Genomic DNA, 15,633 nt, shown 5'->3' with positions numbered 1-15,633 from the left:
TGTATGGAAGTTTATTGGATGCACTCCCGGCGGTGCTGTCACTAGGCAACTTCGCCGCCGTGGTTATCGGCGTCATTGCCGGCATCTGCATCGGCGCCCTACCTGGGCTCAGCGCCACCATGGCTATCTCGGTGCTGATCCCCTTCACCTTTGGCATGGACCCGCTGGTCGCACTTGGCATGATGGCCGGCATCTACAACGGCGCCATGTACGGCGGCTCCATTCCGGCAGTACTGCTGCGCATTCCCGGAACTCCCGCTGCCGTGGCCACCAGCTTCGACGGCTACCCCATGGCTCAGCAGGGCAAGGGGGGCTACGCGCTGCAGGTCTCCGTGGTCTCCTCCGCTATTGGCGGCATCGCCTCGGCCATCGTGCTGATGCTGCTGGCTCCACCGCTGGCCAAGGTGACACTGCTTTTCGGCCCCTCCGAGGTCTTCTGGGTGGCCGTCTTCGGCCTGTCGGCAATCGTCTTTCTGCTCGGTGGCGATATCCTCAAAGGGCTGATGAGCGCCTGTTTCGGGGTCTTCGTATCGCTGGTCGGCCTGGACTCCATTTCGGGTTATGACCGTTACACCTTCGGCCACCTGGAACTGCTCGACGGAATCAACATCGTGGTGCTGCTCGTCGGGCTCTACGCCATGCCTCCAGCCATTGCGCTGCTGGAAGAGATCGTGGATTTAGATACCTCTATGTCCGGTAAGCTCAACACCGTCAGTCTCTGGAAGGCCATTCCCAGTATGCTGAAATACTGGAAGACTTGGCTGCGTTCTTCGATAATCGGCATCTTTGTCGGCATCTTGCCAGGAGCCGGCGGCTCGATGGCAGCTTTCCTCAGCTACAACGAAGCACGCCGTGCCTCCAGCAATCCGGATGACTGGGGCAAGGGCGAGCCTGAAGGCGTAGCTGCCTCTGAGACTTCTAACAATGCCGATACTGCCTCGGCACTGATTCCTGCCCTGACGCTCGGCATCCCCGGTACTGCGGTAGCGGCGGTGATGCTCGGTGGTCTGCTGATCCACGGCCTACAGCCCGGCCCGATGCTCTTCCGAGACAACCCCGACATCGTGTTCGGCTTCATGTGGCAGTTCCTGTTCGCCGCCATCCTGCTGATCGTACTCGGTGGTGCCCTGGCCACGAACAGCTTCGCTCAGGTACTGCGCCTGCCGCGCCCGTTACTCGGTGCCTTCATCATTGCACTGGTACTGGTGGGGGTTTACTCGATCAATGGTCGCATGTTCGACGTTTACCTTATGCTGGGCTTCGGCCTTGTTGGCTACTTCATGGATAAGCTTAAGTTCCCGCTCCCACCTGTGGTACTTGGCTTGATACTCGGTGGATTCGCCGAGCAAAACTTGAGACTGGCCCTGCGCATTGGTGGAGGTGACTGGACAGCACTGGCAAGCAGCACGACTTCTAAGGTCATTATTGCCCTGATTCTTCTCGTGGTACTCACACCGCTTTTCAAGAGAATATTCAGACCCAAAAGAAGCCTTACCTCGGCATCATAATAAAGCGCAGCTGAGCGCCATGTTTGGCGCACAAAAAAGCCGCCGACGCTGACGAAGCGTCGGCGGCTTTGCTTTGGATAAGCCCGTCATTTTTTCTCAACCGCGAAAGGCTGCCTCGATCTTAGCGATATCGATCTTCTGCATCGTCATCATGGCTTCGAATGCCCGCTTGGCGGCGGCGCGGTCGGGGCTGGTGAAGGCTTTCGTCAGCGCGATTGGGGTAATCTGCCAGGAGATGCCCCACTTGTCCTTGCACCACCCGCATTGGCTCTCCTCGCCGCCATTGCCGACGATGGCGTTCCAGTAGCGATCCGTCTCCTCCTGGTCCTCGGTCGCCACCTGGAACGAGAACGCCTCGCTGTGCTTGAACATAGGCCCGCCGTTCAGTCCGAGGCACGCCACGCCCAACACGGTGAACTCGACCGTCAGTACGCTCCCCTCCTTGCCCGCTGGGTAATCCCCAGGCGCGCGGTGCACCGCATCGAGCGATGAGTCGGGGAAGGTCTCGGCATAAAATCGTGCGGCTTCCTCAGCGGCGCCATCGTACCAAAGGCAGATCGTGTTCTTTGCCATGTGCTTCATGATCAGCTCCGTTTCGTGGGTGATTGCTGTGGGTGGCAATCTAATGTCGAATGGAGCTGACCGAAATCGACAGGGGTGGTGCCTAACGCAAAGCTAAGCGGCGGCCTTGGAGCGTAGCGGAAAGGCCGTCCGGCGGAGGCCCGATCAGGGCCGGAGCGAACTTGAGCGACTGGTTATATCTTTTGCAGTGCCTCTGACGCAGACCGTACAGCCTCCTGGACATTCAGCCGCCCCCCAATCAAGTAGCCCTCATCACAGATTATGGTCGAAGTTCCATCGACGACCGCGCTCATGTTGCCGTCATTCACATCCAGCTCCTTAACGAACTCCGACTGTCGCCGTCCTTCCCCCTTCAGGTAAGCAACATCATGCTCCCTCATATTCCGGACCAGCCGAGCTTCAGGTAGCCGATCCCGATAGTGACAGAATTCACGGTACTTCTGGTCGTCAATCCCACTGAGCTCCTCGCCCCACTCAAGAGACTTACCAACAGCAATAACGAAAAAATGCTCGTAGGTGCTAGAAAGCTGAATATCGGTATGCGCCTCCGACATATCGATGAGCGAATTTCCAATATTCACCACCGCCTTGAGCCACTTCTGCACAGAATCGGTAACAAACCAGCTATCCACTTAGCCTCCTGAGATATAACGCCCAAAACAGCGGCGCATTTATGCGTCCGCCTGATTTTGCTTGTTAGCCGGTTCGGCTTCTATCATTCCAATCTCTCTGAGCAGCATACGCCCAAGATGGGTTATGTCTGTATAGCTGGTGCGCGGTTTGCCAGAGAATTTATCGAACTCAGGTACTCCCGTTTTCCTGTCAAACTTTATCTTCGACTCCACCAGCCCTAATCTTTCGAGATGCTCCTTGTAACTCTCCTGAATCGACGCCTTTTCAATTTCTGATTCTGGAGCTCCGATGTAAGCTCTTGCGGGCTCAAACACTTTTTCATGCTTATTTCGGAACTCATGATCTCCGTCGATTACGGGATTAAAAAAGAAACGCAACCATAAAACCTCTTCATCATTGAGTTCTGAAAGTAGATTTAGTAGGTACCGCTGGCGGCTTTCAGACATTTCTTAAACCGAAAGTCCGTTGGCAACAACGGATGCTATGTAAGATGCCCTATCCTTCGTCACTGCTCTCGAAGCTGAAATATATCCGTCCTCAGCTAGAGCTAACCCCTCCGGTTTATTTAGTGAAGCTCTTACAATCGTTTCTTCTGCGCTAGAAAGTCTACTCTCAAGCTCTTTGACATAAGTCGCCAAACGATCCATTCGCTGATCGGGCACCAAATGATCAACTATTTCAGCGAGTAAAGGTCCTGCAAATGGAACCACTCCCAAAATGGACCTCCCGGCAGAGGCTATAAGGTCATTTTTTTTATCGTCTAAAGGTGAACTCATAAGGGGAGGTCCGATGCTCTATTTACGGCTAACGCCTTGCTCACCGGAAAATTGCGAGCGCAGCGAGTGATTTTTCCGAGTGCAGCAACTTGTTATAAGCTGGGCGCATGTATGATGTCAGAGAAAGAATTTTGAACTATCCTCCAGTGCCCATTGGGCATAGATCGGACAGATGGATTATTCTCTAAGTCTTGGTATATTGCGTGCACTGAAACTTCTTTAAATTTTTGTTGACCATCAACTTCAAAACACAGCTCCGCTATTACGTGAGAAACGGCAGCAGCTTGGTCATCTATATCCAATAGTTTAAATGATACCGGTATATGATTACCAAAATCTTGCCGTGCCATACCGGCCTTCTTTCCCTTAGGGGTATCGGTAAAATATAAAAGGGCCTCAGCGATAAGGCCAAACCGCTTATTGCACCAATGATCTAAAAAGGCAGCCACCGCATGTTCAGGTGTATTTTCAGGCAAATGGGAAAGATCCCCTTCAAATGGCAGGTATGGAATATTCTCAGATACTCTCGGCTTCCATTCTTCAATGGACTTCTTCAAAAGGTTTGTTTCAGAGATTTGCTTAAATAGCTGTTTCCAGCTCACCTCTTCTTTTGGTTTTGGCTCCTTTTTCCCATCATCAAGCGCTCCAGCCCAGTCTCTCGCCGCAAAGAGAGCAGCCCAGCACTTCGCTGCCACTACTTTGTTATCAAAGGCTAACTCGCGACCATGAAGAATCCCGTTTCTGTATGGGATTGATATAGCGTCTTCATTCGTTTTATTTCTGCCTTTAGTGAGAATTGAAGCTAGTGTTTGAAGACCTGACTCATGAGCTGCTATGCAATCCCAAGCTGTCAAATCGACGTTCTCAGCAAAAAAACCTACATGCTTCGACACATCGTTTACGAGACCATCCAGCAAGCTCAGCAACAGCGGTACACACGCATGATACCTACCAGCTAAGTAATCCTCTCTAGCTAACTCCGCGAGCCTTACTCTTTTTCCAAAATGACGATTTCCATTAAATCTTAATATTCCCCACTTTAACTCTTCTTCGCCATAGGAATCGGCTAGGTATTGTTCCGCTGGCTCCTTCCCCTCAGCATCACAAATATTTATTGCTTTCTGCATTACCTCTATGTTCATGGACTCATATGCGATCCAGCCTAGATTCGCAAAACGCTCATTGAACTGGTCTGGGGCCCCCAATATTTCCGCTTGTTTTTTAATCTTATTGAATTCATTGAAGGCATCTTCCATTTTAGGGAAGATTCTACGAGCAAATGGAAAAGCTTTGTAAAGGGCTTCCAAGCTCTCAAAAGCCGCGAACTGCTTTAACAGTTCTGCACTTGTTGGATTGTCAATGATCTTCTTTGACTTACTCACAATGCTTCCTTGAGCTTATAACGCAGAGCGCACCGGTGGCCTTTACAGAGCGGAGCGGCGTAAAGGGCATCCTAGTGACGCGTTTGGTTAAATGCAATTCGCGACATGCACATAACTTCCAACCCCCAGCCGCAAACAGTCTGAATAATCTTCGGGCTCAGACCCCGTACATATGGATTGCACCAACAGAGTATGGTCCACAATCCCATCGAAGCTCAGCTCAAAACCGTGTCCGTTCCAGGCTTCACCCATTTGCCGAACAGCAGTTACCTGAGCTCCCATAAACCGATCGAACATAGCAAAACCCACAATGCCACTGCCGTCGGAAGTGTGTCTTTCTTTGGGTGATGCCCCCAGTTCATGAAATCCCAGAATCTCACCACCAATCTCAGGCTGAGTAGCGAACCAGCGGCCACCAGCTTTCAGATAGAGCACATTGAACTCATCTGCAACGTAGTTAACCAACGCTTTCTCCAGCGACAAACCTACGATCTTGGGAAGATCAGCGGTCTTTTGAAGTATGAGTTCAGGATAGTTATACGAGGTCATCTTCCCCACATTTAACAGTGATTGGACTGCGCGTCCTGATATTGAATGAACAGCCTGCGCGTTCAACAATATTATCTGACGCGCTTCCTTTATTCTAACTCATTGATTTTTCTTCAACCTAAGTATAGCTCGGACACCTATGCAGAATTCGCGCGCTTGCGCGTTTTGCCAGAACCAATAACATTGTATGCATATACGGATCATGAGGGGGCTGCTCTATGGATACGCATATCAGACCGCCGAAGCTGATGGACCGTGTGAAGGCCACCATGCGGGTGAAGCGCTACAGCCCGCGTACCGAGAAAACCTACTGCTATTGGATACGCTACTTCATTCGCTTCCATGGCATGCGCCATCCTTCAACATGGGGGGTTCGAGGTACGCGCCTTTCTGGAGCACCTTGCGGTAGAACGCCATGTGTCAGCCGCCATGTAGAACCAGGCGAAGAAGCTGGGGTATGGAATATCGAGTCATTCAGGCACGCTACCGCCAGGGGATGCTGCTCACCAGCCCCCTTCATGGCGTTCACAGGCCGCCCGCATGCCTCCATCGCGATGAGAACACGCTTTGAGGCATATGATTTTAATTAATTACTGCTAACTAAATGAACCATCGGCATAGGCCGCCGCATCTTAAGGAAAAGAGTCGTACGATGCAGGTAGCCGTCGCCATCGAATTACCAGGCGCCATCTCAGACCCCGAGAAGCTCAAACGCTTGCTCAGTTTCATCAATGACGCCCGGCCTCCTCCAGACAATCTCTACGCCATCAAGCGAGGCATGCTGCAGCCAACCAAAACCCCTTATCTACTGCCTTTTGACGGAGCATTACCGCGATCGCCACCAGATGGATTACCCGAAGTGGATGGCCAGTTCCCACCCGGCCCAGGATGACTGGAAGGCCCACGTCCTGCGCCTTTGCCACCACCACCTTTGCTGCCACTTGCGCCGGCACCTTTTCCACCACTGCTGCCTTTAGACATGACATGCTCCTTATGGAGTGGCCGGAATCACGAACATTGAAGTATCAACTTCCGGCATGCATTGATACTCCCCTCGCCTGTTACCCAGCTCTACGCCACATCCTGCACCTCCCTGCACTTGGGAAAGGCCGAGCAGCCCCAGAATCGGTTGCCGGCGTTCGCGCCGCGTTTCGCGGTGCGCAGCACCATGGCGCTGCCGCACTTCGAGCAGGTTCGATCGGAGCTGGATTCGAAGCGGGCCTTGAGCTGCTTGACGTGCTGACGGTGCGTTTCACGGCTGGGCGTCAATCGGCCGGTTTCGATTCTTCTCAAGGCTTCCCGGACCTGGAAATCGTTCAGCACTGGTTCGCGGAACGACTTGATGTAGCGCACATAGCCGCCGCCGATGGTGACGTTGTCGGGCATGCTGGTCTTGAACACGGCGCTGCCCGAGAAGACGACCACGGAGTGGATGGCTTCCACAGGCACGTCTAGCAGGGCTTCCAGCGCCTTCACGTGCTTGTAGTTCTGGCGCAGCGGGTTCTGGAACTTGAAGGTCTTGCGGTAGAGCTTCTGGGTCCACTGCGCCTGCTGCTCGCTGCCGAAGATCCAGCCCGTCATGTGCTTAGTCTCGATGACGAAGATGCCGTAGCGAGAGACCAAGATGTGATCGATCTGGGTGGTGCCCCCGGGCGTGGGGAGCGTGACGTTGTGGATTCCCCGGTACTCATCCGCCGGTAGCCGTACCCTGGCGATCAGCTTGACGAAGGCCTCGCCGAACAGGCCCTTGAACCAGCGGGACTTGAGGATGCCGAGCGCCAGCGCGACGAGGAGAATCCACCACAGCGGGCGCACGGCTTCAAAAAAGATCGAGGTGTAGTCCAAGGCGCGTCTCGCTCTGGTCCGGCGCAGAGCCATTGGTTCAGCTCGCTTAGCCCAACGCTAACGCCATCTTGCGTGTAAATCTACGTAACGAACCTGAAATTTGACCTTGGTCGTGTCGGTAAGGGCAAATGCTTACGCCATGTAAGCCTTCTCTTACATGGGCCGGTTTTTCAGGTTTCAGTGAGACGGTAAGCGACTCGGCATCGATACTTGAGGCTGCATGGCTCCTCCCTGCCTGGTCGATGCTTTCCTTGGCCAGGAACAGTGAAGAAGTCCCCATGCCGGGGGTGGCTAGTCCGAGCTGACGCCATGCTCGTCGGCATCTTCGTCGCCTTCTTCGATCATCTCGCTGGCCTCTTGCTGCTCTTCGGCGGAAGCGTCCGACTTCTCTCGGTCCTTCTGCGCGACGGAAAACTCGGCGCTAATCCCGAAGTGGTCGGAGCCGGGCATCCTTACCCGGTCCATATCGACCAGGTGAAAGCCGTCGGAGACGAACAGATGGTCGATGGGGTAGCGCAACAACGGCTTTCCTACAGGGTAAGTGTTCAGTAGCGCGCGGCCGCGGCGTGGATCCTTCAGGTCGCTCAGGTCCGAGAACAGCCGGGTGGTATCGGACCAGGCGACGTCGTTGAAGTCGCCGGTAACGATCCAGCGGTTGTCGGGGTCTTCTTCGACATGCCGGGCGACGAGCATCAGCTCCGCGTCGCGAACCCGGCTGTCGCGACGCTCGCTCTTCTCGTCGTTGCGGGCGATCCTGTCGCGCAGCCCCGGCGGGACGGGATGGATGCCGACATAGCGTACCGGCCCCACTTCCGGCAGCTCCAGGGTAGCGAAGACCGATGGCCGGCGATCGGATACCAGGTGCTTGACCTCCTGCTCGAGCAGCGGGAAGCGTGACCAGAGCACGATGCCCAGCCCCTCGCCCCGCACCTCCCCGACGCGATGCGGGTAGTGTTCGTCGAGTGGCTCCAGCGCCTCGGCCCAGGCCCGATCGACCTCGATCAGCAGCAGGATATCCGCATCTTCGCGCCGGACCCTGTCGAGCAGCTCGTCGTAGCGGTCATTGCTGTAGGTGACATTCGCGGTAAGCATCTTGAACGTCGCCCGGGCCTCGTCGGGTTCGTTCTCGGCGGCGGGTACCTCGGCCGGCCAGAGCGAGGTGAACGGCAAAATGTGCGACAGCTGCCATGCCCCTGTACCGAGGAGTGCCACCAGCAGCACCCCGTGCTCCGCTCGCGGCCGATACCGCCACGCATGGATTGCCAGTAGCCCCAGGGGCAACAGCAGCGCCCAGGCCAACTGCGGACGAGGAAATTCCCACAGCCGAATCCACCACTGCCCGCTGGGAAACAGGGGCAGCACGCTTACCGCCATCAGCAGCAGCGTCAGCAATCGTGTCGCCCAGAGAAGGAGGGTTGCCGCCATGTCACCTCGCGTGTATCGACTGTATGCTTTCACTGTAGTCGTTCACGCTAACGCCTGGCTCATCCGCTCGACACGGCACAACAGTGGAAGTGCTGGCGGGCGGGCCGGTTGACGCTTCCAGGATATTCAATGCTCAGGTCAGACTGGTGAACCGTCTATGCGCCCTTTCTGGCAACGATGAATACCGTCGCCTTACCGGGCTGCCACTCCCGTTCGATGGAGAGCCCAGCGCCAGTCAGCTTATCGATCAGCGCCTGCTTGCCGAAGCGGTTCACATAGGGAGCGAACCCCAGCACCTGCATGGGCGGAATCACCAGGCGCAGCAGGAAGTTGATATCGCCGATCAGGACGGTGCTGGAGACGAACACGCCGCCGGGCTTGAGCAGGCTGTGGACCCTGGCCAGCGTCGCTTCCAGGTCTTCGAGCAGGTGCAGGATGTTGAGCCCCAGGACGGCATCGAAACCCGCCTTCTCCAGCTCTACCCCGCCCAAGGTGCCTTGTTTGAAGGTGATGTTCTCGACGCCGGCATCGCGCGCCTTCCGCTCGGCGATCTCCAGCATCTGATCGGAGATATCGATGGCGACGATGTTCTTGACGTGGGGCGCATGAATGATCGCTGTGCTCCCCGTACCGCAGCCGAACTCCAGCACGCGGCTATCCGGACGCAGGTACTCCTGGGTGATGGCGAGCTTCCTGCGGTACGCATCCTCGTCGCGAATGGGGCGCTTGGCGTAGCGTGCCGCGCTGTTGTCCCAGAACGCTCTGGCATTTTTCATTGATTTAATCCATGTATCCCCATCACCCACGGCACCTGGTATCTCGATCAGCGGGGCCGATACCCTGGCGTTGGTTTGGGCTCAGCATAGCGAGGGGAAGCCCACCCCTCCAGTCAGTGCTTACTTACCTTGGCATACCCTGCTGGTGGGCGCTGTGGCTAGAGATATGGCCGCCCATATAACTGGAGGAGGCCACGGCGTGGCCCCACGCGGCGCCGCTGTGTCCTCCCAAGGCCTCGCAAAAAAATGCTCAAGATTGGGATGGGCACGCCGATAAACTCTGTACTAGGCTAAATGAAACCGAATGTTACCAAATGCACGATTAGTGTATCTGAGCGGCGACAACTACGGCAGTGCCTAGTGGATGGAGAGGCGCTTTGGCGCCATGAAGCCCGCCGAGCAGACGGGATCAAAGCCGAGCGCAAGCGCGCTGTAGTGAACTGAAGAATCCTGGCGCCGCTGCGCCAGTGGAGGTAACGCCATGAACTGGACCCAATTTCCTGACGACTGGTGGTGCAACGAGTTCGGCGACCAGATCCACCGCTACGAGATCCTGGACGACGAGGACCGATGCCAGATCGAGTACCACCTCCGCCAGGCAGGCGAGCGTCTGCCCTGGAGTGGCAAAACCCACACGCTGGCCGAAGCCCAGCGTCAGCTGGAGCACAGCCGGGCATTGATGGTCTGAAGAGCAGCGTTCCTCTGGCTTACGGCACCGTGTAGCGCAGCTCCGCAAAGCCCGTGCCCACCTGGCGGACGGAGACCAGCTCCAGCGGCGGGTTGCTGATACGGCGTGGAAACAGCGGCTTGCCGCTGCCCAGGGTGACCGAGCCCACCTGCACGAGAATTTCATCCAGCAGGCCGGCGTCATGGAATTGGCCGGCCAGGTCGCCACCGCCCACGATCCAGAGGTTCTTTCCGCCTGCCGCTCTCACCATCTCGGCATGAACGGGCGCGACGCCGCCCTGCACGAAGCGAATATCCCCACCCTCGATGCTCGGCAGTTTGCGGTGCGAGAAGACCCAGGTGGGCTGCGTATAGGGCCATGCCGAGCCGGTTTCCTCGGCAACTTTTTCGGAATGGCGCAGCATCCATTCATAGGTGGTGGAGCCCATGGCCAGCGCGCCCACTTCCGCAATGAATTCGGGATAGCTGGTGTCGTTGATATCACCAAGGGGAAACAGCCAGTCCAGGGAATCGTCTTCGGTGGCGATGAAGCCATCGAGGCTCGTGGCGGTGTAGTACTGAGTCTTCATGGTATTTCGGCTCCGATTGTTAAGGCGCTCTTCCGGCGGCCTCAGCGGTCATTCAGTCCCTTACCCGCGAGAATGGTCGGTACGCACTTCTCGATTCTCGATGCTCGCGTACTGGACTGCTTGGCACCGGAGAAATGAAGGATATAACCCCGCTGACGCCCCGGCGTGAGTGCTTCGAAGGCAGCTTTCAACGCCGCGTTGCCGTCCAGCGCCACCTGGAATTCTTCGGGATATTCCAGTTCGTGCTTCTCCTTGAAATCCACCGTCAGGCCGGCCTTTTCTATCGCTATGGCTTCATGAAGATAGGCTTTCAACGTTGCCGCCAATGCATCGATTTCTTGCGCCTGGGTAAAACGAACCTGACGCATCGCCTGGGAATGCTCACCCGGCGCGACGAGAATGCCTTCGGGGTCCTTCAACAAGCTGCCCTTGAAGAAACCGAATGCGCAGTATGACTTCATTGCAAAGATGATGGCCACGTTGTTGCCTTGTAACGAGTAGCAGAGTTTCCCCCACTTCACGTCTTCCCCCAACCCGCATTCAAGCAGCATGGCCCGCAGCTTCTTTTTCTCTTCCTGCCACTCGGCCTTGTTCAAGAGCGCTGCGACTTTTGGATTTGTTGTTTTCATTGCCTCTCCTCTCTTGAGCTATTGAATGAGCGCTTCGCCCCAGTCAGTGCTTACTTACACCGTAGCCCTGTCAGACTCCCCTTAGTGCGATTCACCACTCACGAGGGAGCGTATCACTCGGCAGGGGTTGCCGCCGGCGAACACGTCCTCGGGGATGTCCTTGGTCACCACGCTGCCCGCGCCGATGACCGAGCGGGCGCCGATGGTGACGCCGGGGCAGAGAATCGCCCCGCCGCCGATCCAGACATCGTCGTCGATGGTGATGGGACTGGCGGCTTCCAGCCCGCCGCGGCGCTGCTCGGCATCGAGCGGGTGAGTGGCGGTATAGACCTGCACGCCCGGGCCGAACAGCACGTGGTTGCCGATGGTGACCTGCGCCACGTCGAGAATCACGCAGTTGAAGTTCATGAAGACCCGCTCGCCCAACGCGATGTTACCGCCGTAGTCGCAGTGGAACGGCGGCTCGATGAAGGTGCCCTTGCCGATGGCGCCGAACAGCTCGCCCAGAAGTCGCTTGCGCTCTCGGCCCTGATCGTCGCTCGTATCGTTGAAGGCCTTGGTCAGCAGGCGGGCGCGGCGGCGCTCGCTCAGGAGCTGGGTATCGCGCGGGTCGTAGAGTTCACCGGCCAGCATCTTCTCTTTTTCCGTACGCATCGTTCCCTCATGTGTTTGGCGATATACAGCCCATTCAAACGGCAGGATCTACGCACTCAAGACCACCCGTCGGAAACGGTCTCGTGCTGACGGGGCCGCCAGCGAACCGTACGAGACAGCGTCACATCACAGGCCAAACAGCCGCCACACCAGCGGCAGGAACAGCGCGGTGAATATGCCCGTCAGGCTCATGCCGAGCGAGGCGAAGGCGCCGGCGGTGGGGCCGAGTTCGAAGGCGCGCACGATGCCGATGGCGTGGCCGTTCACGCCGAGGGCGAAGCCGAGGAGGCGCTTGTCATCGATCTTGAGCAGGCGCGCCAGCAGTGAGACGAAGATGGTGGTCAGCACGCCGGTGATCAGCAGCCCGCCCAGCATCAGCGAGAGCGAGCCGCCGATCTGCTCGATGATGCCCATGGCCAACGGTGCGGTGACCGACTTCGGCGCCAGCGAGGCCAGCACGTCGGGCGGCGCCCCCAGCAGCCAGGCGATCAGCACGGCATAGAGCGCGGCCAGGGCGGCGGCGAGGGGCAGGCAGCAGAGGATCGGCTTCCACAGCGCAAAGATATGCTGGCGCTGCTGGTAGAGCGGCACCGCCAGCGCCACGGTGGCGGGGCCCAGCAGCAGGGTCAGCCAGGTCACGTTACGCTGGTAGTCGGCATAGTCGTAGCGCAGCAGCCACAGGCTGGCCGCGGTGAGCACGGCGCCGATCAGCACCGCGGGGCACCAGCTCGGTCGGCCCATCCGCTCGAACAGGTGGATGCCGCCGAGATAGGCGGCCAGAGTCAGCGCAACGGCGAGAATCGGCGTGTCGATCAGGGAAGCATGCAGCTCGCTCATGGCTGGCGCTCCCGCTCGTCGGCATTGGCGGCCTCGCGGGGCATGAAGCGCCGCATCAGCCAGAGCGTGGTCAGCACGCTGAGGAAGGTGCCCACCCCCAGGGCGACCATGATCGCCGTCCAGTGGCCGGCGAACTCGTCGATCACGAAAAACACGCCCACCACGCCGGGCATGATCAGCATGGCGAGCAGCGGGATCAGCGCCTGGCTGGCCGTGGCCACGCTCTCGTTCAGCCGCCGCTTGGCGAGCAGCCAGCCCAGCAGCAACAGCAGCCCTGCCATGGCGTGGGAGACCGGCAGCGACAGCAGCTCGACGACAGCGTGGCCGAGCAGTTGGAAACCGAGCAGCCACAGGAACCCTCGCAACAACTTCATGCCATCTCCATTCGGCCCGGAAAGGTGTCCCGCTCGTGGCTGCGGAAGAGCAGTCAGCCACGATAGGGTCTTTACGGAAAAGATTATCACGCTATCGTTTGAGCGGGGATGTTACTGCCCCCCTGCTCACTTGCCGCTGCGCAATACCCCCGCCCCAGTAAGCGTTTACCTACCCGCCAGCACCCATAACAGGGCATTGAGCGTACACCGCCGCCCCATCACCCTCCTGTGTGAGGCCTGGCATCAGGCAAGGCACGTTCGGCAAACAGCCACGCCGGCAGCTGGGCGCGCTTCAGCCATGGCAGCCTGGCCAGCAGGGCGATGACCACCAGCGCGAAGCCGAGCCGCGCCCACAGCAGGCCGGAGAGATCCGCCCCCAGCAGCATGATCAGCAGCGTATCCTCGATCAGGCTGTGGCAGAGGCCGAGGAAGCAGAGCGTTAGCAGGATGTCCCGCGGGGCCAGGCGGCCAGAGCGCGCCTCGCGCAGCAGCAGGCCGGCACCGAAGGTGAGCCCCAGGGTGATGCCGATCACGGTGATGTTGGCGCCTGCCGGGCCGATGCCCAGCAGCCTCAGCAGCGGATAGAGCAGCTTGTGGATCAGCCGCTCGACACCCAGCCAGTGCAGCAGCCTGAGCAAGCTCATCAGCGCGAAGATCACCACGAAGATGGTCGCCAGCGTCGCGGCCTGGCCCTGCAGCCAGGCCGCCAGGGTCGACTCCTGGGCGGAAGGCTGCCACACCACGTGGTTGGCGTGCTGAAGCCAGCCTCCCCACGCATAGCTCAGGTGCAGCAACCAACCCAGCAGCCAGGCGCCGCCGACTCGCAGCAGCACGGTCATCCACCAGGGCACGCCGGCCATGCGTGCCACGGCCCCTTCTATCGGCAGCGAGTGCCCTACGGCCATCAGCGCCCCCAGCACCGTCACCTGCGCCACGGTCAGCGGCGCATCCCGCGTGACTTCGAAGAAGATGACCAGACCGGTATAGATATTGGTCAGCAGCGTGGCGGCCCACACCAGGCTCAGCGGTTCGGGCAGTCCCAGCGGCGCCATCAAGGGCGCGAGCCAGTGGCCGAGCAGCTCGGTCATGCCCAGCATCTCGAGCGCCTTGACGATCAGCAGTGCCGGCACCATCACCTTGAGCAGGGTCCAGTAAACTTTCCATGCTTCGCGCAGCAAACTGCCCACCGTGCCGGGGAGCGAGGCAAGGCGTCGTTGTGTCATGGGTGATTCCATCAATGGAGCAGCTGCCTAGTTTATCGCCAGGCGCGTGCAATTGCTTGCCATGCGCTACTCGTCCTTGGGTCCGATCCAGACGAAGGGGTTGTGGGCCACTTCCCAGAGGTACCCGTCCGGGTCGGAGAAATACCCCGAGTAGCCGCCCCAGAACACCTTCTGGCCGGGCTTGACCAGCCTGGCGCCGGCGGCGACCGCCTGCTCCAGCAGCTCGTCGACCTCGGCTTCGGTGGCCAGGTTATGGGCCAGGGCGATGCCGGTAAAGCCGCTGCCTTCGGCAGGGACGCCCGCATCCTCGGCCAGCGCCTCGCGGCCGTAGAGCGCGAGCCAGGTACCGTCGAGGGTGAAGAAGGCCACTTCGGGCGGCGACTCCATACGGGGCAGGCCCAGCCCCTCTTCGTAGAAGCGAATCGACGCCGCCAGGTCGCGGACGCCGAGCGTGATCATGCTGATTCTGGGTTTCATGGTGCCTCTCCTCTTGCCTGGCCAACGAACACTGCCGCTCGTCATCAGCGACGAGCCACCAGCAGGCCCACCCCGGCACTGCCAAGCAGCGCCGCACAGCCACGATTGAACAGCCGCCGCATGGCGGGGCGCGAGAACCACTGGCGCAGGAAAGCGCCGACACAGGCGTAGCCGGCGATGGCGACCCATTCGAGCAGCAGGAAGAGCGCCCCGAGCACCGTGAACTGCAGCGCAACGGGGCCTGCAGGGTCGACGAACTGCGGCAGGAAGGCGGTGAAGATCAGGATCGCCTTGGGATTGCCGGCCGCCAGCAGGAATTCCTGGCGTGCCAGCCCCAGCAGGCTGCGCTGCCGCTCTTCCTGCTCACACTCTTCACCGGGCGCGGCGAACCACAGCTGGTAGGCCAGCCAGAACAGGTAAGCGGCCCCCAGCAGCTTGATGACCAGGAACAACTTTTCCGATGCATACAGCAGCGTGGCAAGCCCGGAGGCCGCCAGCGCAATCATCGCCACGAACGCGACCAGGCGGCCGATCCCCGCCAGGCAGGCGACGTTGACGCCGTAGCGCTTGGCATTGCTCATGGAGAGCAGGTTGTTGGGGCCCGGCGCCAGGTTGAGCGCGAAGCAGGCCGGTATGAACAGCAATAGCGTCGTCAGGTCCATGGTCGCTTTCCTGATGTCTTGTTGTGTCGCCTCGCCCGGGGCGGC

At 58.7% G+C, this 15,633-nt stretch carries 20 protein-coding genes; 4 read left to right on the top strand and 16 right to left on the bottom strand.

The features are described 5' to 3' along the window. Window positions 1–14: 14 nt before the first annotated feature. Window positions 15–1,508 carry a tripartite tricarboxylate transporter permease gene (locus DIS04_RS17420; protein WP_245904596.1) on the top strand — a complete coding sequence of 498 codons (1,494 nt, stop codon included), beginning with the start codon at window positions 15–17 and terminating at the stop codon, window positions 1,506–1,508. 96 nt (window positions 1,509–1,604) lie between these two features. Here DIS04_RS17420 and DIS04_RS17415 read toward each other — a convergent pair whose 3' ends face one another. The 5 genes from DIS04_RS17415 to DIS04_RS20530 form a co-directional block, all read right to left on the bottom strand. Continuing rightward, window positions 1,605–2,090, bottom strand: coding sequence for a VOC family protein (locus DIS04_RS17415; RefSeq protein ID WP_111415062.1), 486 nt, complete (start codon window positions 2,088–2,090; stop codon window positions 1,605–1,607). A gap of 173 nt (window positions 2,091–2,263) precedes the next feature. Then, the gene (locus tag DIS04_RS17410; RefSeq protein WP_111415061.1) at window positions 2,264–2,722 is read right to left on the bottom strand and encodes a hypothetical protein; all 459 of its coding nucleotides are present in this window, start codon (window positions 2,720–2,722) and stop codon (window positions 2,264–2,266) included. A 39-nt stretch (window positions 2,723–2,761) separates the two neighbouring features. Further along, window positions 2,762–3,169 carry a hypothetical protein gene (locus tag DIS04_RS20675; protein ID WP_218938188.1) on the bottom strand — a complete coding sequence of 136 codons (408 nt, stop codon included), beginning with the start codon at window positions 3,167–3,169 and terminating at the stop codon, window positions 2,762–2,764. A 422-nt stretch (window positions 3,170–3,591) separates the two neighbouring features. Continuing rightward, a complete protein-coding gene (locus DIS04_RS17400; protein ID WP_111415060.1) occupies window positions 3,592–4,881 on the bottom strand; it encodes a hypothetical protein in 1,290 nt (429 codons plus the stop codon). Between the two features lie 87 nt (window positions 4,882–4,968). Next, the gene (locus DIS04_RS20530; RefSeq protein WP_162623108.1) at window positions 4,969–5,430 is read right to left on the bottom strand and encodes a hypothetical protein; all 462 of its coding nucleotides are present in this window, start codon (window positions 5,428–5,430) and stop codon (window positions 4,969–4,971) included. 218 nt (window positions 5,431–5,648) lie between these two features. On the opposite strand from DIS04_RS20530, the gene DIS04_RS20980 reads away from it, so the two are divergent. Next, window positions 5,649–6,020, top strand: a complete 372-nt coding sequence (locus DIS04_RS20980) for a site-specific integrase (RefSeq protein ID WP_218938187.1) — start codon at window positions 5,649–5,651, stop codon at window positions 6,018–6,020. Window positions 6,021–6,082: 62 nt separating this feature from the next. Next, entirely contained in the window at window positions 6,083–6,322 is a 240-nt protein-coding gene (locus tag DIS04_RS20525) for a hypothetical protein (protein WP_162623107.1), read from the top strand. A 179-nt stretch (window positions 6,323–6,501) separates the two neighbouring features. On the opposite strand, the gene DIS04_RS17385 is transcribed toward DIS04_RS20525, so the two are convergent. The 3 genes from DIS04_RS17385 to DIS04_RS17375 all read right to left on the bottom strand — a co-directional run bounded on the left by DIS04_RS17385 (window position 6,502) and on the right by DIS04_RS17375 (window position 9,476). After that, a complete protein-coding gene (locus DIS04_RS17385; protein WP_218938186.1) occupies window positions 6,502–7,275 on the bottom strand; it encodes an NERD domain-containing protein in 774 nt (257 codons plus the stop codon). Window positions 7,276–7,566: 291 nt separating this feature from the next. Continuing rightward, window positions 7,567–8,700, bottom strand: a complete 1,134-nt coding sequence (locus tag DIS04_RS17380) for an endonuclease/exonuclease/phosphatase family protein (RefSeq protein WP_111415057.1) — start codon at window positions 8,698–8,700, stop codon at window positions 7,567–7,569. 155 nt (window positions 8,701–8,855) lie between these two features. Further along, on the bottom strand, window positions 8,856–9,476 hold the full coding sequence (locus DIS04_RS17375) for a class I SAM-dependent methyltransferase (protein WP_111415056.1): 621 nt from the start codon (window positions 9,474–9,476) through the stop codon (window positions 8,856–8,858). Window positions 9,477–9,957: 481 nt separating this feature from the next. Here DIS04_RS17375 and DIS04_RS17370 point away from each other — a divergent pair, with 481 nt between their 5' ends. Next, window positions 9,958–10,164: a hypothetical protein gene (locus tag DIS04_RS17370; protein WP_111415055.1), complete on the top strand. Its 207-nt coding sequence runs from the start codon at window positions 9,958–9,960 to the stop codon at window positions 10,162–10,164. Between the two features lie 19 nt (window positions 10,165–10,183). Here the strand turns inward: DIS04_RS17370 and DIS04_RS17365 are convergent, their stop codons facing one another. From DIS04_RS17365 to DIS04_RS17330, 8 genes are all read right to left on the bottom strand, one after another. Beyond that, window positions 10,184–10,732: a dihydrofolate reductase family protein gene (locus tag DIS04_RS17365; protein WP_111415054.1), complete on the bottom strand. Its 549-nt coding sequence runs from the start codon at window positions 10,730–10,732 to the stop codon at window positions 10,184–10,186. 41 nt (window positions 10,733–10,773) lie between these two features. Continuing rightward, window positions 10,774–11,361 carry a YdeI/OmpD-associated family protein gene (locus tag DIS04_RS17360; protein WP_111415053.1) on the bottom strand — a complete coding sequence of 196 codons (588 nt, stop codon included), beginning with the start codon at window positions 11,359–11,361 and terminating at the stop codon, window positions 10,774–10,776. An 81-nt stretch (window positions 11,362–11,442) separates the two neighbouring features. Beyond that, on the bottom strand, window positions 11,443–12,015 hold the full coding sequence (locus DIS04_RS17355) for a sugar O-acetyltransferase (protein ID WP_111415052.1): 573 nt from the start codon (window positions 12,013–12,015) through the stop codon (window positions 11,443–11,445). 126 nt (window positions 12,016–12,141) lie between these two features. Then, complete coding sequence (locus DIS04_RS17350) at window positions 12,142–12,852, bottom strand: LrgB family protein (protein ID WP_111415051.1); 711 nt, start codon at window positions 12,850–12,852, stop codon at window positions 12,142–12,144. After that, complete coding sequence (locus DIS04_RS17345; RefSeq protein ID WP_111415050.1) at window positions 12,849–13,226, bottom strand: CidA/LrgA family protein; 378 nt, start codon at window positions 13,224–13,226, stop codon at window positions 12,849–12,851. Before DIS04_RS17345 ends, DIS04_RS17350 begins: the two co-directional genes overlap by 4 nt. A 218-nt stretch (window positions 13,227–13,444) precedes the next feature. Next, the gene (locus DIS04_RS17340; RefSeq protein ID WP_179951297.1) at window positions 13,445–14,449 is read right to left on the bottom strand and encodes a nucleoside recognition domain-containing protein; all 1,005 of its coding nucleotides are present in this window, start codon (window positions 14,447–14,449) and stop codon (window positions 13,445–13,447) included. Between the two features lie 66 nt (window positions 14,450–14,515). Continuing rightward, the gene (locus DIS04_RS17335) at window positions 14,516–14,926 is read right to left on the bottom strand and encodes a VOC family protein (protein WP_111415049.1); all 411 of its coding nucleotides are present in this window, start codon (window positions 14,924–14,926) and stop codon (window positions 14,516–14,518) included. Window positions 14,927–14,970: 44 nt separating this feature from the next. Next, window positions 14,971–15,588, bottom strand: a complete 618-nt coding sequence (locus DIS04_RS17330; protein WP_111415048.1) for a LysE family translocator — start codon at window positions 15,586–15,588, stop codon at window positions 14,971–14,973. Window positions 15,589–15,633: the final 45 nt, after the last annotated feature.

The organism is Billgrantia lactosivorans, assembly GCF_003254665.1.
Taxonomy (GTDB): domain Bacteria; phylum Pseudomonadota; class Gammaproteobacteria; order Pseudomonadales; family Halomonadaceae; genus Halomonas; species Halomonas lactosivorans.
The sequence above is the reverse complement of the archived record's forward strand: the minus strand, read 5'-3'. Positions and strand labels throughout refer to the sequence as shown.